Here is a 20,933-nt window from a genome sequence, read left to right on the forward strand (position 1 = left end):
CCGGGAGTTGGGGAGGCTGTGGACGACCCGGGCCCTACCGCGCCACGGCCGCCCCGATCGCCGCGATCGACTCCCGCATGATCGGGGCGGGGGTGGCGAAGTTGTAGCGCAGGAAGCCGGGCGCCCCGCAGGCCGCGCCCGAGGTGGCGGCCACGCCGGCGTGGCTGCGCAGGTAGTCGGCCGGTTCCGCGGGCAGGCCTGCCTCGCGCAGGTCGAGCCAGCCGAGGTAGGTGCCCTCCGGCGGGATGTACTCGGCGCCGGGCAGGTGTTCGGCCACGAGGCCGGCGAGCTCGCGCCGGTTCGCGTCGAGGTAGCCGATCGTCGCGTCGAGCCAGTCGAGCGCGCCGGTGTAGGCGGCCGTGTGGGCGATGACCCCGAGGGTCGAGGTCCCCTCCGCGGTTCGGCCGGCCCGTGCCTGCCACACCGCCCGGTCGGCGTCGTTGGAGAGCACGAGTTGGGCCGCCTTGAGGCCCGGCAGGTTCCACGCCTTCGAGGCCGAGGTGGCCGTGATCGTGTGTCCGGCCGTGGTCTCGTTCAGGCTCGCGTACGGCACGTGCCGGTGCCCGTCGAACACCAGCGGGGCGTGGATCTCGTCGGAGAACACTCGCCCGCCCTTGGCCTCGACCACCTCGGAGATCGCGAGCAGCTCCGCCGGCTCGAGTACCCGCCCGATCGGGTTGTGCGGGTTGCACAGCACGAACAGCTGGCCCGGCACCGTGAACGCCGCCGCCAGCGCGTCGAGATCGTAGACGTACCGGTCACCGTCGCGGACCATCGCCACCTGCACCACCTCCCGCGAGCAGTAGCCCGGGATCGTCAGGAACGGCATGTACGCGGGTGTGGGCACGATCACCGGGGAACCGGCCGGGGTGAACCGCTCGATGATCGCCGAGAGCGCGGTGAGCACGTCGGGCAGCGGTCGCACGTCGCCCGGGTCCACGGCCCAGCCGTACCGGTCGACGGCGAAGCCGGCGAACGCCTGCGCCAGGTCCGCCGTGAGCCGCGGCGGCAGGTAGCCCACGAGCCCGCGGGCGACCGCGTCGTGCAGCGCGGCGGCGATCGGCTCGGCCAGGCCGAAGTCCATCTCCGCGATCCACGCCCCCACGGACTCCGGGAACGCCGACCACTTCATGCCCCCGACGGCTCGCAGCTGCTCGGCGGTGATGGCGTCGTAGGCGCCCATGGCGGCATCCTCTCGTTCGGCGTGATCCTTCGACGAACTGTATTGCCCGCCGCCCGCGGCGTGCCGGCGGAGGCCGACTCGTCTCACGAACCGGCCCGGGGCGCCTCAGGAGGGGATGAGGCCCGCCAGCGCGCCGCGCGGGTCGGGATGGGCGAGGGCGAAGCCGGCCCGGGTGCGGCCCACCCGGCGACCTCGTAGCCGCGCTCGGTCAGGTCGCGGACGGCATGCCGGTCAGCGGAAGCAGGCCGTCGGGGAGGAGATGCCGTAGCCGAGGGCCTCGAGGAAGGCGAGCGGGTCGGTGGTGTAGGCGCCGGTCGCCGGGTCGAAGTAGCCCGTGGTCCGCGGCGTGGCCTCCCCGCTCCGGTCCTCGGACGGGTCCTCGGACGGGTCGTCCGTGGGCTCCTCGGTGGCGTCGCCCGTCGGCTCGTCCGTGGGGGAGGGGGTGCCCGTCGGGCTCGTCGGCCCGCTCGGCGAGGGCGAGGGCCGATCCGACGGGGTCTCGCCCGTGGGCGTCTCGCTCGGGTCGGGTGTCTCGCCCGTGGGCGTCTCGCTGGGGTCGGGGGTCTCGCCCGTGGGGGTCTCGCTCGGGTCGGGGGTTTCGCTCGGGTCCGGGGTCTCGCCCGTGGGGGTCTCGCTCGGGTCGGGCGTCTCGGTCGGGTCCGGGGTCTCACCCGTGGGGGTCTCGCTCGGGTCGGTCGGCGACGGCGAGGACTCGCCGTCCGTGGCCGATTCGGACGGGTCGGGGAGGGCGGCGGCGGAGGGGCTCGCCTCGGGTGAGACGGAGGTCGCGGAGGGATCCGGGGCGGTGCCGGCGAGCATCCGCGGCGGCACCATGAGGCCGAGCCCCTTGGTCACGGGCGCCGTGGCGTGGATCTCGACGTGGACGTGGGGCCCGGTCGAGTTGCCGTTCGAGCCGACCTCGGCGATCACCTCGCCGGCGCGGACCTTCTGCCCGGCCTCGACGAAGACGCCGTCGGGGTACATGTGCACGTACCACGAGGAGAACTTCTTGCCGTCGACCTCGTGGTCGACGATCACCAGCTCGCTCGAACGGCCCGCCCGGCCGGGGCCGGTGTAGGAGACGATCCCGTCCGCGACGACGTGGATCGGGGTGCCGAACGGGGCGGCCATGTCGGTGCCCGCATGGAGCATGTAGCGCCCGCCGAACGGGTTGCTGCGCATGCCGTACTTGGAGGTGATGCGGTACGTGCCGGGCATGAGGGGGGAGGAGATGCACACCTCGCCCTCACCCACCTGGGCCTCGCCCTCGGGTGGGGCCGTGGCCGTCACGTTCCCGAAGAGACTCCCGAAGCCGAGGAGAGCTCCGGCCGTGGTCGGCGACACGATCTGCACCGGCACGCTGCTCGGCAGGAGCGGCTGGGTCAGCGCGGGGCTGCCGACGTCGACGAGCGCCGGGTCGACCGCGGAGTAGGCGGGCTCCGGTGGGCGCCCGGCCCCCGTGATGGTGATCGCCACGAGCACGGTCGCGGCAGCCAGCATCGCGCCGGTGTGGCGACGGTTGCTGCGTGTGGGGCGCGCGTTGCGGTGGAACCATCGCGACGGTGAGAGTGGCATGCGTGAACGGATCTTCCTCGTGGACGTTGGTCACCGAGTGTAACGCTCATCACTGTACCCGTCAGTTCGTGATGCCTCCTACCCCTCCGCGGCACCACGCCCCCGCCAATGCAGAGGGCCGGATCGCTCCCGAGGGAGTGATCCGGCCCTGTGCCGTGCAATCGACCTGCTGGTGTCCGGAGGGGGACTTGAACCCCCACGCCCGATAAAGGGCACTAGCACCTCAAGCTAGCGCGTCTGCCATTCCGCCACCCGGACGGGTGGTGTTCTCCGGCAACTTCGATTGCCCTTGAACGCAGGTAAACGTACCACGGGGGTCGAGGGTGGAACCAATCCTGCCCCGCGGGCGCATGAGACGCCGATCACAGCGGCGCCCAACTAGGCTGAGCACACCGACGAGGCCGTGCACACCGACGAGAAGGGCCGACCGTATGTCCGCATCGACCACCCGCGCCGACCAGCTCCGCCGGGCCGAACTGGATGCGGTGCGCATGTGCCGCGAACTCATCCGGATCGACTCCACCAACCCCGGCGACAACACGGGCCCGGGGGAGCGTGCCGCCGCCGAGTACGTGATGGAGCAGCTGACCGACGTCGGCTACGACCCGGTCTACCTCGAATCCGACGACCGCCGCGGAAACGTGATTCTGCGGATCCCCGGCACGGACTCCGCCCGCGATGCCCTCGTGGTGCACGGCCACACCGACGTCGTGCCCGCGGACGCCTCCGAATGGAAGATGGATCCGTTCGGCGGCGAGGAGATGGACGGCATGATCTGGGGCCGCGGGGCCGTGGACATGAAGAACATGGACGCGATGATCCTCGCGGTCGTGCGCGACATGAAGCGCTCGGACTGGCGACCCCGCCGCGACCTCGTGGTCGCGTTCTTCGCCGATGAGGAGGCGGGCGGCACCTACGGGGCCCGCTGGCTCGTGGACCGCCACGCGGACCTGTTCGCCGGGGCGACCGAGGCGATCAGCGAGGTCGGGGGCTACTCGGTGGAGGTGGACGGCCGCCGCGTCTACCTCCTGCAGACGGCGGAGAAGGGCCTGGCATGGCTGCGCCTGCTGGCGCGGGGCACGGCGGGGCACGGCTCGCAGATCAACACCGACAACGCCGTGACCGAGCTCGCCGGCGCCATCGCGCGGATCGGCGCCCACCGCTTCGAGACGGCGCTCCACCCGACCGTGCGCGACCTCCTCGCCGGTGTCGCCGACCTGACCGGGCGCCCGTTCGACCCGGCGGATCCGGCCACGATCGACGACCTCGTGGCGGCCCTGGGGCCGGCCTCGAAGTTCGTGGGCGCGACCCTGCGCACGAACGCGAATCCGACCCGGCTCGACGCCGGCTACAAGGCCAACGTCATCCCCGGCGGTGCCAGCGCCGCGGTCGACCTGCGGTTCCTGCCCGGGGAGGAGGAGGCGGCGATGGCCACGATCGCCGAACTCGCCGGCGAGAACATCACAATCGAGGACATCCACCGCGACATCGCCCTCGAGGCGCCGTTCTCCGGTGGCCTCGTGGACCGGATGATCGGCTCCCTCGACGCGGAGGACCCCGGCGCGCTCGTGCTGCCGTACATGCTCTCCGGCGGAACCGACAACAAGTCCCTCGCCCGACTCGGCATCACCGGCTACGGCTTCGCGCCGCTGCGGCTCACTCCGGACCTCGACTTCGCCGGCATGTTCCACGGGGTCGACGAGCGGGTGCCGGTCGACGCGATCGAATTCGGGGTGCGGGTGCTGGCCCGCTTCCTCGCGGACGCCTGAGAGAGGCGTTCAGGAGCTGTAGGCGAGCTCGGGGTCGAAGGTCGACCGGACGCGGATGATGCGCCGGCGCAGCCACACCTTGCGTTCCCCGCCCATGTAGATCCGGTGCCGGGCGAGCTCCCAGCGGCCGTATTCGGCCTGCTCCGTCAGGAGCGAACGTACCTCGCCGCGGCTGACCCCGCGCGGCAGGGTGACCACCCGGACCTCGTACTCGGCGGCTGACTGACGACTCACTGCCATGGGCCCACCATAATCGGTCGTGCGGTTTGCGCGCAGGAGCGATACCGTCTGTGTCATGCCCATCGACCCGCGCGCCGCGCTCGACCAACTCATCGCCGCCTTCGAGGATCACTACGCGATCGCCATGCAGGTCCACGACGCCGATGACGACGCGGTGCTCGACTCCGCCGACGAGCTCGGCGACGCCTTCGACATCTACGACGAGGCCCTCTTCGAGGCCACCGGCGTCGACACCCCGCTCGACAACATCGACGACGACGACGACTACGACGATGATGACGATGACGACGAGGACGACGACCTCGACGACGAGGGCGACGATGACGACGAGGACCTCGACGACGAGATCGACGAGGACGACCTCCACGCCGAGGAGCGCGACGGCATCGACCTCTAGCTAGGAGACCTCGTCGAGCACCGCTCGGATCTGTGCCGGCAGCACGAGGTCGTCACCGCTGAGGAGCCCGGCGAGCTGGGCCGGCGTCCGCGCGCCCACGACGGCGCTCGCCACCTGCGGGGCGTCCCGCACCCATGCGAGGGCGACCTCCGCCGCCGTCCGCCCGAGCCCGTCGGCGGCCGCGGTCACGGCCTCGACGATCGAGCGCGCGTCCTGAGTCAGGTACGGCTCGACGAAGCCGCGCAGATGGGGCGAGGCGGCCCGCGAGTCCGCCGGGATCGAGTGGCGATACTTGCCGGTGAGCACGCCCCGCCCGAGCGGGGACCAGGCGAGGATCCCGCATCCGAGCCCCGCGCACGCTGGCACGAGTTCCGTCTCGACGTCCCGGGCGAGGAGGGAGTACTCGACCTGTGCCGCGGCCAGGCCCGGCTCGTCACCGAGCAGGGTGGCCGCCTGGGCCGTGCGCCATGCCGGGAAATTCGACAGGCCGACGTATCGCACCCGGCCGGAGGAGACGGCCATCCGCAGCGCGGAGAGGGTCTCGGCCAGGGGCGTGACCGGATCGGGGGCCTGCACGAACCACAGGTCGAGATAGTCGGTGCCGAGTCGCGTCAACGTGGCGTCGAGGGAGGCGAGCAGGTGCCCCCGGGAGGCGTCGACGCCGTCGGGGCGGACACCGGACTTGGAGGAGAGGACGATCTCGTCGCGGCTGACCGAGGTCGTGAGGATCTGCCCGATGACGGCCTCGGCGCGGCCGTCGCCGTAGCTGCCGGCGGTGTCCACGAGCGTGCCGCCGGCATCGAGTAGCGTGCGCAGTTGCTGATCCGCCTCGTGCTCATCCGTGTCGCGCCCCCAGGTGAGGGTCCCCAGACCGATCGCCGATACCCGCAATCCGCTCGAGCCCACGCGCCGCAGTTCCATGGCCGCAGGCTACCTCCGCCAAGGCAGGTTGATCGTTCAAGTGTTTGTTAGGCTCGGGATGTGCATTCATGGTCGCGTCCCGAGATTCCGTCCCTGCCCGGCGCCGGGGTCATCCCGACGATCACCGATACCGCGACGGGACGGGCGATTCGAGCCGTGAGCGGATCGCGCGAGAACCCGACGGCGAGCATGTACGTCTGCGGAATCACGCCCTATGACGCGACGCACCTGGGACACGCCGCTACGTACGTGGCCTACGACGTCCTCTATCGGGCCTGGCTCGACGCCGGCCTCGAGGCGACGTACATCCAGAACGTGACCGACGTGGACGACCCGCTGCTCGAACGCGCCGAGGCGCTGGGGATCGATTGGCGTGAGCTCGCCGAGTCCCAGACCGATCTGTTCCGCGGCGACATGGACGCGCTTCGGGTGATTCCCCCCACGGAACTCGTCGGCGTGGTCGAATCGATGCCGCTCGTGGTCGACGGCGTCACCGCGATGGACGACTCCGCCGTCGCCTACCCGGTCGGGCGCGACTACTACGCGGACCTGAGCGTCGATGCGCACTACGGCGAGGAGAGCGGCTACGACCGCGCCACCCAGCTCAAACTCTTCGCCGAGCGCGGCGGGGATCCAGACGTTCCGGGCAAGCGCGATCCGCTCGACCCACTGCTCTGGCGCGGCCGGCGCGAGGGTGAACCGCACTGGGACGGCGGGGTGCTCGGCGAGGGCCGCCCCGGCTGGCACGTCGAGTGTGCCGTGATCGCGCGCAAGTACCTTCCCGTTCCGTTCACCGTGCAGGGCGGTGGGGAGGATCTGATCTTCCCGCACCACGAGATGTCCACCTCGCACCTGCGGATGCTCACCGGCGAGAGCGAGCCGGCCGGGCTGTTCATGCACACCGGCCTCATCGCCTATCAGGGCGAGAAGATGAGCAAGTCGCTCGGGAACCTCGTGTTCGTCTCCGAACTGCTGTCGGACGGCGTGCCCGCCCCGGTCATTCGGCTCCTGTTGGTCGGGCACCACTTCCGCGAGAACTGGGAGTACACGGCCGCCGACCTGGACGTGGCGCGGGACCGGTGGCAGGCCTGGCGGGAGGCGGCGGAGCGTCCCGGCGGCACGGGGGAGGCCGGGGGCGTCGTCCTCACGGCGATGCGGGCCGCGCTCGCGGACGACCTGGACACGCCCGCGGCCGTCGCGGCCGTGGACGAGTGGGCCCGTGCCGGCGGGGGCGACGGGCGACTCGTGCGCGATGCGGTGGACGCGTTGCTCGGGGTGTCGCTCGACGCCTGAGCGCTCGGCCGGCGCTCGCGCGGCGACTGATCGGCGGGTGCGGGGTGCTCGGCGGGGACCGCGCCTAGCGGGCCTCCGGGCCCTCGCCGTCGCCGCGTCGACGCAGGAAGCGCTCGAATTCGCGCGCGATCGCCTCGCCGCTCGCCTCCGGCAGTTCGGCGGTGTCCTTCGCCTCCTCGAGCTGGCGCACGTACTCGGAGATCTCGGGGTCCTCGGCCGCCAGTTCGTCGACTCCCTGCTGCCATGCCCGGGCGTCCTCGTCGAGGTCGCCGGTGGCGATGCGCTCGCCCACGACGTCCTCGAGCAGCCCGAGCAGGGCCAGGGTGGCCTTGGGGGAGGGGGGCTGGGCCACGTAGTGCGGGACGGCCGCCCAGATCGAGAGCGCGTGCATCCCGCGCGCCTGCGCCAGCTGGGCGAGCACACCCACGATGCCGCTCGGCCCCTCGTACTCAGACGTCTCGATGTCGAGGAGCGCCTGCACCTTCGTGTCGTCGGAGGTGGCCTGCACCGGGATCGGGCGGCTGTGGGGTGCGTCCGCGAGCAGGGCTCCGAGGCAGACGATCGTGCCGACGTTCAGCTCCTCGGCCTTCGTGAGGAGTTCATCGCAGAAGGTGCGCCATTTGAGCGATGGTTCGACCCCCTGGGCGAACACGATGCTGCGACCCTCGGGGCTGAGCGCGACCGAGAGGGAGGTCACCGGCCAGCTGAGGCGGCGCTCCCCGTCGTCGTCGAGGCTCGTGACCGGGCGGTTCACCTGGAAATCGTGGTACTCCTCGGGGTCGATCGTGTCGACCTCCCGAGCATTCCACTCGGTCGCCAGCCAATGCACGGCGGCGGTCGCGGCGCCGCCGGCGTCGTTCCAGCCTTCGAAGGCCGCGATGAGCATCGCCGGCGCGGATTCGGATTGGGGTAGCGGACTCACACAGCCAGCCTAGTCGGACCATTCCGTGGGCGGCGCAGCGGGTGGCCGTGCGGTCGATCGGTGCCTGCTCGGGGCTGAGCCTCGTCGCGTGGGTGGGCTCCGGCCTGGTGCGGGGTCGGAGGGATGGCCCGGGCGTCGTGGCCGTTCAGTCGACGAGACTGGGCGGGTCCTCAGACGATGGGCGTTCGGACCGGTCGGCCCCGCGACAAGCCGGCCGCCTCGGATGGGCCGGCTGCTTCAGAAGGGTGGTTCGTCGGGGTAGCGGCGGGCGTCGTCTTCCTCGGCGGCGCGGTGGGCTGCGCGGGTGGTGTCGGCGCGGTCGCTCAGGCGGGTGTCTCGGCTGTGGACGATGGCGAGGGTGTCGGGGGTGGCCTGGGACCAGTGGGCCCGGTTGGCGCGTTCCCGCTGCGGGGAGAGCGGCGCGGGCCGGGCGGGCGAGGTCGTCTCGGGCGGGGCCTCCACGCCCGGGGCACGAGTTGTGTCCGCGGCATGAGCTGCGCCGGATGCACGGGCTGTCACGATCGGGCCGGACGCGCTGGTGCCGCGGACGGTGGTGCCGAGGGCGGTGTTCTCTCGGGTGCCGGTCGTCGGGCTGGTGGCCGGCTGGATCGCTCCCGTGCCGCTGCTGGTGCCGCCGCTCGTGGCGGCGTTCTCGGTGTTTTCGTGCGTGTCGCGGTGCTCGCCCGTGCCACAGCTCCCGGCGGGTTCGGTGTGCTGAGCGGTCTCGATGCTCTCGGCGGTCTCGATGGGGCCGATGGGGCCGGTGGGGCCGGTGGTGGCCTGGGTGTCGAGGGTGCCCCAGGGGGTGCGTAGGAGGCGGATGCCGTGGGGGCCGGTCCACAGGTAGGTGCCGGCGTCGAGCTTGGCGTAGGACCAGGCCGCGTGACGCCCGCGCGAGGCGGAATCGGTGTGGGCGTGGGTCTTGAGGCGGTGATGCGCCCTGCACAGCGGGGCGAGGTTGCACGGGCAGGTCGCGCCCCCGGTCACGACCACGCCGCCGCCCTCGCCGCTCCCGCTGCCGGCGGCGCTCCCGCCGGCGTCGTGCCCGCCGTGTCCGTCGCGCCCGTCGTGTGCGGCGTGTCTGTCGTGCCTGGTGCGTGTGGTGGTGTGCCAGGCGTCGATGTGGTCGAGGTCGCAGGCGCGGGCGGTGCGGGTGCACCAGGGGAAGGCGCATCGGTCGGTGGTCAGGATGGCCTGGGTGCGCATCCGTTCGGTCGGGGTGTAGGAATCGGTCGCGAGGGGCTCGTCCAGATCGAGGACCGGGCGCACGATGATCTCGGGCACGAAACACGACCCGGACCCACCCGCGCCGGGCAGACCGGTCCCGAGCAGACCGGTCCCAGGCAGACCGGTCCCAGGCAGACCGGTCCCAGGCAGACCGGTTCCGGGCAGCACGGTCTCGGCCAGACCGGTGCCGGGCGGTACGGTGCCGGGCCGTCCCGGGGATGCGGGCGCAGCTGTCCCGTTGAGGCACGGCCCCTCGGGCACACCCGTCCCCTGAGGGCCGGGTGCGGGTGTGCCCGGTGCCGCGGGCGCGGGTGCGGGCGGCAGGGTGGTGGGGCGGTGGAAGAGGGAGCCGAGTTCGGCGGCGGTGATGACCGCGCCGCGGGGTAGGCCGCGGGCCTCGACCCGGACCGGGACCCGGCGCAGCCGTTCACGATCGAACCCGCCACCCACGGCCCGCCCGCCGGCACCCGACACACCACGATCACCACGATCACCGGAATCGGAAAGATCACCCGGATCGCCGGGATCGCCCCGATCGCCGGGTGGTCGTGGTGGGCTGGTGGTCAGGAGTCCGGCGGGCCAGAGGTCGGCGGCCTGGAGGTGCAGGTACATCAGGATCCGGCCCCGTGGCACGCCCGCACCACCCGTCCCCGGCGCGCCCTGATGACCCGCCGCGCTTGCCGAGCCCTGATGACCGGCCGCGCCCTGATGACCCGGGGTGCTGGATGGTTCGAAGGTTCCGGACTGCTCGGCGACCCCGGACTGCTCGGCGGCCCCGGCCTGCTCGGCCTGTTCGGCGGTGCCATCGGGCGGTGGGCAGATACGACCGAACGTGCCCGGCTCGCCCGGGCGGCCGGACTCGCCCGGGCGGACGGACTCGCCCGGGCGGACGGGGGCACCCGGGCGGACGGGGTCGCCCGGTCGGGCGGGCGTCGCGTGCGGGTCGGGCTCGCCCGGTTGGTCTGGTTGGGCTGGTTGGTCGGTGCCGGTGGGGGTGCAGCCGGGCAGGGGTGTGTCGCCGTAGCGGGCGCGGGCGAGGTCGCCCAGGGCGTAGGCGCGTAGGTCTCCGGCGGGCAGGTCCCAGCCCTGGGCCTGGATCATGCCGGCGAGGTGATCGATCACGTCCTGCAGGATCCGGCCATCGGCCGCGGGTAGGACCGCGTGCATGCGCGAGTCCCCGGTGGCGGTCTCGGCGTGGGTGAAGGTGACATCCCGAGCCGGGCCCTGATCGGCGGCTTGTTCGGCGGCCTCGTACTCGGTGGGCATGTGCCGGATGAGGGCCTCCTTGATCAGCCCATCGAGCTGGGAACGCCCGAAGTTCAACGGCACGAGCGAGAGCTGGGAGTCGACGAACCCGCAGGCCTCGACCGACAGGAACAGGGTCGCCGCCGCGATCTGACGGGCCCGCCAGACCCGCACCCGCCCGGCCAGGGCCCGGGCGAACAGCAGCGGGAGCCGGGTACGTAACTGTTCGGCCTCGAGCAGGAGACGCTGGGCGGCGTCCAGGCCCATCCCGGCCCCGGCCGCGAACGTGGAGATCGAGTACTCCTCCACCGTCCACAACCCCCGCTGCCCCGATCCCACACCCGGAACCAGATCCGCGGCCGTCAACGGATGCGACGCCGGATCCGTAGCACGATCCAGCACGCTCGTCACGCCGTCGGGACCATCGCTGCTGCTCCGGCTGCCGCTCCTCCGGGTGTTCGTGTTGTTGTTGGCGGCGGCGGTGTGGATCGCGGTGATCTCGCGTTGGCGGGCGTCGTGATCGATCTGGTCCCATTCGGCCTTCTGGGCCAGGGTGGCCTCCACGACCAGCGGGGGCAGATGGGCCAGGGTGTCCTCACCCTCGTCCTCGGCCGCGATCACATACGGATGATGCTCGACCCACATCGCCGCCAACGCGAGCCGCTCGATCATCACCTCGTCCATGACCTCCCGGCCCCGACGCAGCCGGGCGAGCATGGCCGAATCATCGACCACCTCCCGCTCGAACCGCTGAAGTTCCATAGAAAACATCGTCCCAGCACCCACCGACATTCCCCCGAGACACCATCGGTGACTCGGTGACTCGGGGACTTAGCGAATCGGCGACTCGGCAACGGGTTGCGTCCGGTGGGGGTCGCGGGCCGGAGTTCGTGACCCTCGGCCGCACGGCTGCGGGACGCGGCTGGCCGGGACGAGGCCGGCGACGGGCCAGTGCATGCCGGCTCGTTCGGAGGGTCGTTCGACGATGGTGTCGCAGCCGGACTCGACCGGGCCGGACTCGACCGGGCCGGAGCCGAGGGGAGACGCATGGCGGGAGCCCGCACCTGCGCGACCGGCCCGAGCGGGCACGACCGGCGGACGCGAGCGCGCACGGAATCGGTGCCGGCACGATGCCGAGAGCAGGAGGTAGGAGAGCCGAACCCGCAAATCCGCGGGTACACCGAGGGACGCGCTGCATTCCGCGACGGAGGAGACCGACGAAACCCGCGGGCCGTCGTCCCCACGCGAGCGCCGTCGGACCGAACCACACGCGGACGGATCGTGCGCGACTCGACTCCGGTCGACGGAGCCGAGTCGAGTCGAGCAGCACCGGCGGGACTCACGCGGGCCAGGTCCACTCCCTGATCTCGGGAGGATCCTCGCCGTGGGCGCGCGTGTACGCCCGGGCCGTCGTGCGCGCGTCGGCCATCTCCTGGCGCAGCTCGGCCGCGCGAGTGCCGAGCCCCGGCACTCGGTCGATCACGTCCATCACCAAGTGGAACCGGTCGAGCTCGTTGAGCATGACCATGTCGAACGGGGTGGTCGTGGTGCCCTCCTCCTTGTAGCCGCGCACGTGGATCCGGGAGTGGTTCGTGCGCCGGTAGGTGAGCCGGTGGATGAGCCACGGATACCCGTGATAGGCGAACACCACGTGCTTGTCCGTGGTGAACAGCGAGTCGAATTCCCGGCCGGGGAGCCCGTGCGGATGCTCCCGCTCGTCCTGGAGGCGCATGAGGTCGACCACGTTGATCACGCGGACCCGCAGCTCCGGGAGACGGGTGCGCAGCAGGTCGGCGGCCGCGAGGGTCTCGAGCGTCGGCACGTCTCCCGCGCACGCGAGGACGACGTCGGGGTCGCCGGCATCGTTGCTCGCCCACGGCCAGATCCCGATTCCCCGGGTGCAGTGCGCGACCGCCTCCTCGATCGTGAGCCACTGGGGCTGCGGCTGCTTGCCCGCGACCACCACGTTGACGTAGTCGCGGCTGCGGAGGCAGTGATCGTAGGTGCTGAGCAGCGTGTTCGCATCCGGTGGGAGATACACCCGGATCACGTCCGCCTTCTTGTTCACCACGTGATCGATGAAACCCGGGTCCTGGTGGCTGAAGCCGTTGTGATCCTGGCGCCACACGTGCGAGGAGAGGAGGTAGTTGAGCGAGGGGATCGGCATCCGCCACGGCAGGGTGCGGGTGACCTTGAGCCACTTGGCGTGCTGATTGAACATGGAGTCGACGATGTGCACGAACGCCTCGTAGCTGTTGAACAGGCCGTGTCGGCCCGTGAGCAGGTAACCCTCGAGCCAGCCCTGGCACAGATGCTCCGAGAGCACCTCCAGCACCCGCCCGGTCGGGGTCAGGTCGGCATCGCCGGGCAGGCGGTCCCCGATCCACGCCTTCCCGCCGGCCTCGATCGTGGCATCGAGCCGGTTCGAGGCCGTCTCGTCCGCGCCGACGATGCGGAAGTTGTCCGGGTTGCGCCGCACGACCTCGGCGAGCCAGCCGCCCAGCACCCGCGTGGCCTCGGCGACCGCCCCGCCCGGGGCGGGCACGTCGACGGCGTACTCCCGGAAGTCCGGGAGGTGGAGGTCGCGGGTGAGATGGCCGCCGTTCGTGTGGGGATTGGCGCTCATGCGCCGCGTGCCGGTGGGATTGAGGCGGCGGGGCAACTCGGCGAGGCGCCCGTCGGCGTCGAACAACTCCTCGGGCCGGTAGCTGCGCATCCACTCCTCGAGCCGGCGGCGATGCGCGGCGTTCTCGCGCACCCCACTGAGCGGCACCTGGTGTGCTCGATGGGTGTTCTCGACCGGGGTGCCGTCGACCTCCCGCGGCCCGGTCCAGCCCTTCGGCGTGGCGAACACGAGGACCGGCCACGCCGGCCGGATCGTCTCCCCGCCGGCGCGGGCCGCGTGTTGGATACGGGCGATCTCGTCGAGCACCTGGTCCAGCACCTGCGCGAACCGCGTGTGGACGGCGCGCGGGTCCTCCCCGTCGAAGCCGCCCGAGAACCAGTACGGCCGGTAGCCGTAGCCGGTGAGCAGCGCGGTCAGCTCCTCCGGTGAGATGCGGGCCAGCACCGCCGGATTGGCGATCTTGTAGCCGTTGAGGTGCAGGATCGGCAGCACGGCGCCGTCGGTGACCGGGTCGAGGAACTTGTTGGAGTGCCAGGAGGCGGCGAGCGGCCCGGTCTCCGCCTCGCCGTCGCCGATGACCGCGGCCACGATCAGGCCGGGGTTGTCGAAGGCCGCACCGTAGGCGTGGGCGAGGGAGTAGCCCAGTTCCCCGCCCTCGTGGATGGAGCCGGGCGTCTCGGGCGCGACGTGGCTGGGGATCCCCCCGGGGAAGGAGAACTGTCGGAAGAGCGCGCGCATCCCCTCGGCGTCGTCCCCGACCGCCGAGTAGATCTCGCTGTAGGTTCCCTCGAGCCACGCGGCCGACACGAGCGACGGGCCGCCGTGGCCCGGACCGGAGACATAGAACATGTCGAGGTCCCGTTCGATGATCGCCCGGTTCAGGTGCGCGTACAGGAAGTTCTGCCCGGGGGAGGTGCCCCAGTGCCCGAGGAGTCGGGGTTTGATGTGCTCGGCTCGCAACGGCTCCCGCAGGAGCGGGTTGTCGAGCAGGTAGATCTGCCCGACCGAGAGATAGTTCGCGGCCCGCCACCAGGCATCGAGCGCAGCCACCTGTGTCTGATCCATCCGTCCACCATCGCGCGCCGGGCCCGGCCGGACCAGGGGGAGGGGGCTGGAAAAACGGCCCGTCCGCGGGATGCGACTAGGCTGGCGGGGCGTACATGGGCCGAGACGAACGTGGGAGAACCGGTTGCCTCAACTTGACAGCAGCGTCCGGGCGGAGGAATCCGCCGTCGCCGAGCAGCGACTGCCGGCGGCCGTCCTGTGGGACATGGACGGCACGCTCATCGACACCGAACCGCAGTGGATCGGCGCCGAGATGGCGCTCTCCCGCGCCCATGGGGGCACGTGGGACGAGGGCCTGGCCATGGAGCTCATCGGCAAGGCGCTCACCGACAGCGCCGCCCTGCTGCGCGAGCGCGCCGGGATTCCGCTCGGAGACGAGGAGCTCGTCGAGGCCCTCATCGGGCAGGTCGTCGAGAAGGTCCGCGCGGGCGAGGCCGCCTGGCGGCCCGGAGCAGTCGAGCTGCTCGCGGCCCTGCGGGCGGCCGGCGTCCCCTGCGTGCTCGTGACGATGTCCTATGCCCGGCTCGCGGACGTGGTCGTCGACATGCTTCCCCCGGGCAGCTTCGCGGCGCGCGTCACCGGCGACATGGTCACCCGCGGCAAGCCGCACCCGGAGCCGTACCTGACCGCGGCCGAACGCATCGGGGTCGACATCGCCGACTGCGTGGCGATCGAGGACTCCGTCCCCGGCGTCGCATCGGCGCTCGCCTCGGGCGCCCGGGTCCTCGGGGTGCCGGCGCACGTGCCCCTGCAGGCGGAGCCGGGCGTGCGGATCATCGAGACCCTCGCCCGCGTGGCGCCCACCGATCTCCTCCCGCTCACGGATCCCGACGCCGCATGAGAACCCCGGCCGCACCTCGGCCGTCCTCCTCCCGCCGTTCGACCACCCCGGGCCTGCGCGTCGGCTCCGTCGCGGGGGCTCCGATCGTGCTCACCCGCGGGTGGGCGCTCATCGCCGTCGTGCTCGTGGTGCTCTTCACCCCGATCGTGCAGAGCCGGCTCGGGATCACGGGCCTGCTGCCGGCCGGGGCGATCGCGCTCGCGATCCCGCTGCTGCTCGCGCTGAGCGTGCTCGCCCACGAACTCGCGCACGGGCTCACCGCCCGCCGCGCCGGCTACGACGTCGACGAGTTCGTCATCTCCCTGTGGGGCGGACACACCTCCTTCGCCCGCGACATCGATCGCCCGGGCGCCTCGGCGCTCGTCGCCGTCGTCGGTCCGCTCGCCAACGCGGCGATCGCGGTGGCGTGCTGGTGGGCGGTCATGGTCACGCCCGGGCACGCCATCGGCTTTTTCCTGCTCACCACGATCGCGATCACGAACGCCGTGGTGGCCGTGTTCAACCTCGTGCCCGCGCTCCCGCTCGACGGCGGCCGCCTCCTCGAGGCACTCATCTGGAAGATCACCGGGGACCGCTACCTCGGGATGCGGATCAGCGGCCGCTGCGGGCAGGTCGCGGCCGTGCTCATCGCCGTGGGAGTCCTCGGCTGGCCCCTGCTCTCGGGGCGGCGCCCCGAGCTGACCACCGCGATCTGGGGCATCCTCATCGCGGGCGTCATCTGGCAGGGCGCCGCGGCGAGCGTTCGCGTGGCCCGGGCGCGGGCCCGGGCGGCCGACTTCGACGTGCACCACTTCCTCCGCCCCGCCCGGCTGCTCCCCGAGGCGGCGAGCGTGGCCGACGTCCAGGCCCTGCCCACCCTCGTCCTCGACGCCTCCGGCCGCCCCCTCGGCGTCGTCGACGGCGCCGCGCTCGCCGCCGTACCCGGGCCAGTCCGCGCCGGCACACCCGTGACCGCGGTGCTCGACGCGAGCGCGCCGGTCGCCGTCATGACCGAGACGGCGGGCCCCGCCGCGCTCGGCCAGTTGGCGCAGATCCTCCAGCATCGCAGCGGCAACGTGACCGTCGTCATGAGGGACGGCGCCGCCACAGCCATCGTCGACGTCACCGCCGTCATCCATCGCCTCGAGACCGGCGGCTGAGCCGCCGTCGACAGGCCGCGGACGACGTCTGCGGCGCCAGCGGGATCAAGGCGTCCGGCCGGTGCGAGCGGCTCAATTAGACTGGCCGGTCGTGAGCATCGAACCCACCGGCGCCGACGTGCGCCGAGGCCCCTTCCGCGCGGGCGACAAGGTCCAGTTGACCGACCCCAAGGGGCGGCTGTCCACGATCACGCTCGAGGAGGCCGGGGCGTTCCACACCCATCGCGGCTGGTTCTCCCACGACGCCCTCATCGGCGCGCCCGAGGGCACCGTGGTCGCCTCGAGCGGCGGGATCGAATACCTCGCGCTGCGGCCGCTGCTGAGCGACTACGTGCTGTCCATGCCGCGCGGGGCCACGGTCATCTACCCCAAGGACGCCGGCCAGATCGTCACCGAGGCCGACATCTACCCGGGCGCCCGGGTCGTCGAGGCCGGCGTCGGCTCCGGCGGGCTCACCCTCTCGCTCCTGCGCGCCGTCGGCGACGCGGGCAGCGTGCTGAGCATCGAGCGCCGGGAGGACTTCGCGGCGATCGCGCGGGGGAACGTCGAGAACTTCTTCGGCGGCCCCCACCCCGCCTGGCGGCTCGAAGCGGGGGACTTCGCCGACGTGCTGCCGCGGGTCGCGGCGCCCGGCAGCATCGACCGGATCGTGCTCGACATGCTCGCCCCGTGGGAGAACATCGACGCCGCCGCCGGAGCCCTCGCCCCGGGCGGACTGCTCGTGGCCTACGTCGCCACGACCACCCAGCTCTCGCGCCTCGCCGAGGACATCAAGGACGACGGCCGCTGGACCGAGCCGATCGCGTGGGAGACCATGGTCCGCGGCTGGCATCTCGAGGGCCTGGCCGTCCGGCCCGACCACCGCATGGTCGCCCACACCGGCTTCCTCATCTCCACCCGCCGCCTCGCCCCGGGAACGGTGGCCCCGACCCGACGCCGCCGCCCGGCCCCCGGCGCCTACTCCGAGCCGCCGGTCGAGGTCGACCCGACGCGCCTCGCCGAGGACCTGGGCGAGCGGGAGGTCTCCGCGAAGAAGATCCGCCGGGTGCGCCGCGCCCACGAGGCCGATCGCGCAGCGCGGGACGATCGCGCCGCCCGCCACGTGGACCCGGCCTCCCCGGACGCGGATTCTGTGCCTATCGTGGAGGAGGAGGTGCCCGATGAGTGACGTTCCCGGTCGGATCGGTTCCGGCGCGCGCACGATCGACGAGGTGCGCAAGGAGGCCGTGGATCTGGCGGCCAAGAACGAGCGGCTCGTGGCCGCCCTCACCTCGGCGCGCACGCAGCTGGTCGAGCTGCGTGGCCAACTCGAGGAGATGAGCAGGCCCCCGGCCTCGTATGCCACGTTCCTCGCCCGACACGAGGACCGCACGGTCGACGTCTTCTCCTCCGGGCGGAAGCTGCGCCTGGGGGTGGTCGCCGCGATCGACGTCGACGCGCTGCACCCCGGCCAGGAGCTGCAGCTCAACGACGCCATGACCGTCGTGGCGGCCGGCGAGTACGAGCGAGCCGGCGAGCTGGTCACCGTGAAGGAGACCTACGGCGCCGATCGGGTGCTCGTCGTCGGGCGCGCGGACGACGAGCGCGTCCTTCGCCTGTCCGGTCCCCTGCTCGCCGAGCCGGTCCGGGTGGGCGACACCCTGAGCGCGGACCCACGCACGGGCTTCGCCTTCGAGAAGATCGCCCGCACCGACGTCGAGGAGCTCACGCTCGAGGAGGTGCCCGACGTCGGCTACGGCGACATCGGCGGCCTGACCACCCAGATCGAGCAGATCCGCGACGCGGTCGAGCTGCCCTTCCTCCACCCCGACCTCTACCGCGAGCACGGCCTCAAGCCCCCGAAGGGCCTCCTGCTCTACGGCCCGCCCGGCTGCGGCAAGACCCTCATCGCCAAGGCCGTGGCCACCTCGCTGGCCGCCACCGCGCTCGCGCGCACGGACGGCGGCGCACCGGGGCGCCGGGACGAGCACGGCGGTTCCCAGGTCGCGCAGAAGTCGTACTTCATCAACGTCAAGGGCCCCGAGCTGCTCAACAAGTTCGTGGGCGAGACGGAACGCCACATCCGGCTGATCTTCGGCCGAGCCCGCGAGAAGGCCTCCCAGGGCATCCCCGTCGTCGTGTTCTTCGACGAGATGGAGTCGCTGTTCCGCACCCGTGGCACCGGCGTCTCCTCGGACGTCGAGACGACGATCGTGCCGCAGCTCCTCGCCGAGATCGACGGTGTCGAACGGCTCGACAACGTCATCGTCATCGGCGCCTCGAACCGGGAGGACATGATCGACCCGGCGATCCTGCGGCCGGGCCGCCTCGACGTCAAGGTGAAGATCGAGCGCCCCGACGCCGAGTCCGCGCGCGACATCTTCGCCAAGTACCTCACCGCTGACCTGCCCATCCACCCCGACGACCTCGCCGAGCACGACGGCGGCCACGCGCGCGCCGTGGCCGCGATGATCGATGCGACCGTCGAGCGGATGTACTCCCGCGAGCCGGAGAACGAGTTCCTCGAGGTCACCTACGCCAGCGGCGACAAGGAGATCCTCTACTTCAAGGACTTCGCCTCCGGCGCGATGATCGCCAATATCGTGGACCGGGCGAAGAAGGGCGCCATCAAGGATCTGCTCGCCACCGGCACCCGCGGCATCCGGCTCGACCACCTGCTCGCGGGCTGCCTGGCCGAGTTCCGCGAGAACGAGGACCTTCCGAACACCACGAACCCGGACGACTGGGCTCGGGTGTCCGGCAAGAAGGGCGAACGCATCGTGTTCATCCGCACGATCGTCCAGCACAAGGGCGCCCCGGAGGCGCACCGGCGGATCGAACAGGTGGGAACCACGGGGCAGTACCTGTGACCGTCCGCCGGATCATGGGGATCGAGACCGAGTACGGCGTCGTCGGCGTGGGCGATCCCTGGGCGAATCCCATGCTCATGAGCGCCCAGCTCGTCACGGCCTACGCGGCCGCGGTCGGTCTGGGGCGGGCGCGCTGGGACTTCCACGACGAGGATCCCCTGAACGACGCGCGCGGCTTCCGGCTCGACCGGGCGGCGGCGCACCCCAGCCAGCTCACGGACGGTGACGCTGGTGACGCCGGTGACACCGGCGACGCAGCCGACCCGCCGCAGGTGTGGGGCACGGTGACCCAGCGCCGCCGCGCGGACGAGGCGGGTCGGGGCGAACTCACCTCAAACGTCATCCTCCCGAACGGCGCCCGCTACTACGTCGACCACGCCCATCCCGAGTACTCGGGCCCGGAGGTCACCGGCCCGGGCGATCTCGTGCGCTGGGACCGAGCGGGCGACGAGATCCTGCTGCGCTCCTCGCGGCTGCTGGCCCAGTACCCCGGCCTGCCGCCCGTGGCGCTGTACAAGAACAACACCGACGGCAAGGGCGCCTCCTACGGCACCCACGAGAACTACCTCGTCGACCGGGGCGTGCCGTTCGCCGACATCGTCTCGGTGCTCACCCCGTTCCTGCTCAGCCGGCCGATCTTCTGCGGCGCCGGCCGGGTCGGCCTCGGTCAGCGCGGCGAGCGGGCGGGCTTCCAACTGAGTCAGCGCGCCGACTTCATCGAGGCCGAGGTCGGACTCGAGACGACGCTGCGGCGCCCGATCATCAACACCCGCGACGAGCCGCACGCCGACCCGGACCGCTATCGGCGCCTGCACGTGATCGTCGGCGATGCGAACCTCGTACAGCCCTCGACCCTCCTCAAGGCGGGCACCACCTCGCTCGTGCTGTGGCTCCTCGAGACCGGCGGCGTGCCGCCGGAGCTGTGGAACCTGCACCTGGCCGACCCCGTCGGCGCCGCGGGCACGATCAGCCACGACCTGACCCTGACCGCGGCCGTTCCCACGACCGACGGCCGGGAGCTCACCGCCCTCGAGATCCAGCGGATCTATCTGGGCGCCGTCCGCGACCGGCTCGCCGCCGAGGCGGCCCGGCCCGGGGCCCCGGCCACCGACCCCGAGACCGCCGAGGTGATGCGCCGCTGGGCCGACGTGCTCGACCGGCTCGAGGTCGACGTCCTCAGCTGCGCCCGGGACGTCGAATGGGTGGCGAAGTATCGACTGCTCGAGGGGATGCGCACCCGGGACGGACTCGACTGGGACAGCCCTCGGCTCGCCGCCCTCGACCTGCAATGGTCGGACCTGCGGCCCGAGAAGGGGATCTATCACACCCTCGAGCGAGCCGGCGCGGTCGAGGTGCTCGTGACCGCGGAGGAGGCCGCCGCCGCGATCTCGGTCGCCCCCGAGGACACCCGCGCCTACTTCCGAGGCGAGTGCATCCGCCGCTACGGCGACGAGATCGACTCCGCGAACTGGGACGCGGTCGTGTTCGACCTCCCGGGCGAGGAGAATCTGCACCGCATTCCGATGCCCGAACCCCACCGTGGCACCCGCGGTCACGTGCACGACCTGCTCACCACGAGCCCGACCGCGACCGACCTCGTGGCCGCGCTGCGGGAGGCGTCCGACCCGGGGGCGTGAGCGT

The 20,933-nt window shown here is 72.1% G+C and carries 15 protein-coding genes and 1 tRNA gene; 8 read left to right on the forward strand and 8 right to left on the reverse strand.

Annotation, left to right across the window (positions count from 1 at the left end):
* Positions 1-34: 34 nt before the first annotated feature.
* The 3 genes from GCE65_RS06250 to GCE65_RS06260 form a co-directional block, all read right to left on the reverse strand.
* Entirely contained in the window at positions 35-1,183 is a 1,149-nt protein-coding gene (locus GCE65_RS06250; protein WP_153877774.1) for a MalY/PatB family protein, read from the reverse strand.
* Between the two features lie 231 nt (positions 1,184-1,414).
* Positions 1,415-2,683, reverse strand: a complete 1,269-nt coding sequence (locus GCE65_RS06255) for a M23 family metallopeptidase (protein WP_194928848.1) — start codon at positions 2,681-2,683, stop codon at positions 1,415-1,417.
* A 245-nt stretch (positions 2,684-2,928) separates the two neighbouring features.
* Positions 2,929-3,016: transfer RNA gene (locus tag GCE65_RS06260), tRNA-Leu, on the reverse strand.
* Positions 3,017-3,189: 173 nt separating this feature from the next.
* Between GCE65_RS06260 and GCE65_RS06265 the strand changes: the two genes are divergently transcribed.
* Positions 3,190-4,527 (forward strand): M20/M25/M40 family metallo-hydrolase, encoded by a 1,338-nt coding sequence (locus GCE65_RS06265; RefSeq protein WP_152818797.1) that lies wholly within the window; start codon positions 3,190-3,192, stop codon positions 4,525-4,527.
* Positions 4,528-4,536: 9 nt separating this feature from the next.
* Here the strand turns inward: GCE65_RS06265 and GCE65_RS06270 are convergent, their stop codons facing one another.
* Positions 4,537-4,767 carry a DUF5703 family protein gene (locus GCE65_RS06270; protein WP_152818798.1) on the reverse strand — a complete coding sequence of 77 codons (231 nt, stop codon included), beginning with the start codon at positions 4,765-4,767 and terminating at the stop codon, positions 4,537-4,539.
* A gap of 55 nt (positions 4,768-4,822) precedes the next feature.
* Here GCE65_RS06270 and GCE65_RS16245 point away from each other — a divergent pair, with 55 nt between their 5' ends.
* Positions 4,823-5,164, forward strand: a complete 342-nt coding sequence (locus GCE65_RS16245) for a primosomal protein (RefSeq protein ID WP_194928849.1) — start codon at positions 4,823-4,825, stop codon at positions 5,162-5,164.
* Here the strand turns inward: GCE65_RS16245 and GCE65_RS06275 are convergent, their stop codons facing one another.
* Positions 5,165-6,085 (reverse strand): aldo/keto reductase, encoded by a 921-nt coding sequence (locus GCE65_RS06275; RefSeq protein ID WP_152818800.1) that lies wholly within the window; start codon positions 6,083-6,085, stop codon positions 5,165-5,167.
* 60 nt (positions 6,086-6,145) lie between these two features.
* Between GCE65_RS06275 and mshC the strand changes: the two genes are divergently transcribed.
* On the forward strand, positions 6,146-7,378 hold the full coding sequence (mshC, locus tag GCE65_RS06280; protein ID WP_153877776.1) for a cysteine--1-D-myo-inosityl 2-amino-2-deoxy-alpha-D-glucopyranoside ligase: 1,233 nt from the start codon (positions 6,146-6,148) through the stop codon (positions 7,376-7,378).
* Positions 7,379-7,442: 64 nt separating this feature from the next.
* Here the strand turns inward: mshC and GCE65_RS06285 are convergent, their stop codons facing one another.
* From GCE65_RS06285 to GCE65_RS06295, 3 genes are all read right to left on the reverse strand, one after another.
* Positions 7,443-8,264, reverse strand: a complete 822-nt coding sequence (locus GCE65_RS06285) for a PAC2 family protein (RefSeq protein WP_152818959.1) — start codon at positions 8,262-8,264, stop codon at positions 7,443-7,445.
* 273 nt (positions 8,265-8,537) lie between these two features.
* Positions 8,538-11,534 (reverse strand): hypothetical protein, encoded by a 2,997-nt coding sequence (locus GCE65_RS16875; protein ID WP_153877777.1) that lies wholly within the window; start codon positions 11,532-11,534, stop codon positions 8,538-8,540.
* 577 nt (positions 11,535-12,111) lie between these two features.
* Positions 12,112-14,463 (reverse strand): phosphoketolase, encoded by a 2,352-nt coding sequence (locus tag GCE65_RS06295; protein ID WP_153877778.1) that lies wholly within the window; start codon positions 14,461-14,463, stop codon positions 12,112-12,114.
* 124 nt (positions 14,464-14,587) lie between these two features.
* On the opposite strand from GCE65_RS06295, the gene GCE65_RS06300 reads away from it, so the two are divergent.
* The 5 genes from GCE65_RS06300 to dop all read left to right on the forward strand — a co-directional run bounded on the left by GCE65_RS06300 (position 14,588) and on the right by dop (position 20,929).
* On the forward strand, positions 14,588-15,304 hold the full coding sequence (locus tag GCE65_RS06300; RefSeq protein ID WP_228760142.1) for an HAD family phosphatase: 717 nt from the start codon (positions 14,588-14,590) through the stop codon (positions 15,302-15,304).
* Positions 15,301-16,443: a site-2 protease family protein gene (locus GCE65_RS06305; RefSeq protein ID WP_152818803.1), complete on the forward strand. Its 1,143-nt coding sequence runs from the start codon at positions 15,301-15,303 to the stop codon at positions 16,441-16,443. Before GCE65_RS06300 ends, GCE65_RS06305 begins: the two co-directional genes overlap by 4 nt.
* Positions 16,444-16,534: 91 nt before the next feature.
* Positions 16,535-17,611: a tRNA (adenine-N1)-methyltransferase gene (locus tag GCE65_RS06310; protein ID WP_153877780.1), complete on the forward strand. Its 1,077-nt coding sequence runs from the start codon at positions 16,535-16,537 to the stop codon at positions 17,609-17,611.
* Positions 17,604-19,292, forward strand: coding sequence for a proteasome ATPase (gene arc / locus GCE65_RS06315; protein WP_153877781.1), 1,689 nt, complete (start codon positions 17,604-17,606; stop codon positions 19,290-19,292). Before GCE65_RS06310 ends, arc begins: the two co-directional genes overlap by 8 nt.
* Complete coding sequence (gene dop / locus GCE65_RS06320; protein ID WP_153877782.1) at positions 19,289-20,929, forward strand: depupylase/deamidase Dop; 1,641 nt, start codon at positions 19,289-19,291, stop codon at positions 20,927-20,929. The genes arc and dop overlap by 4 nt, the downstream gene beginning before the upstream one ends.
* The last annotated feature ends 4 nt before the right edge of the window (positions 20,930-20,933 follow it).

Origin of the sequence: Pseudactinotalea sp. HY158, from assembly GCF_009660225.1 — a bacterium.
Taxonomy (GTDB): Bacteria; Actinomycetota; Actinomycetes; order Actinomycetales; family Beutenbergiaceae; genus HY158.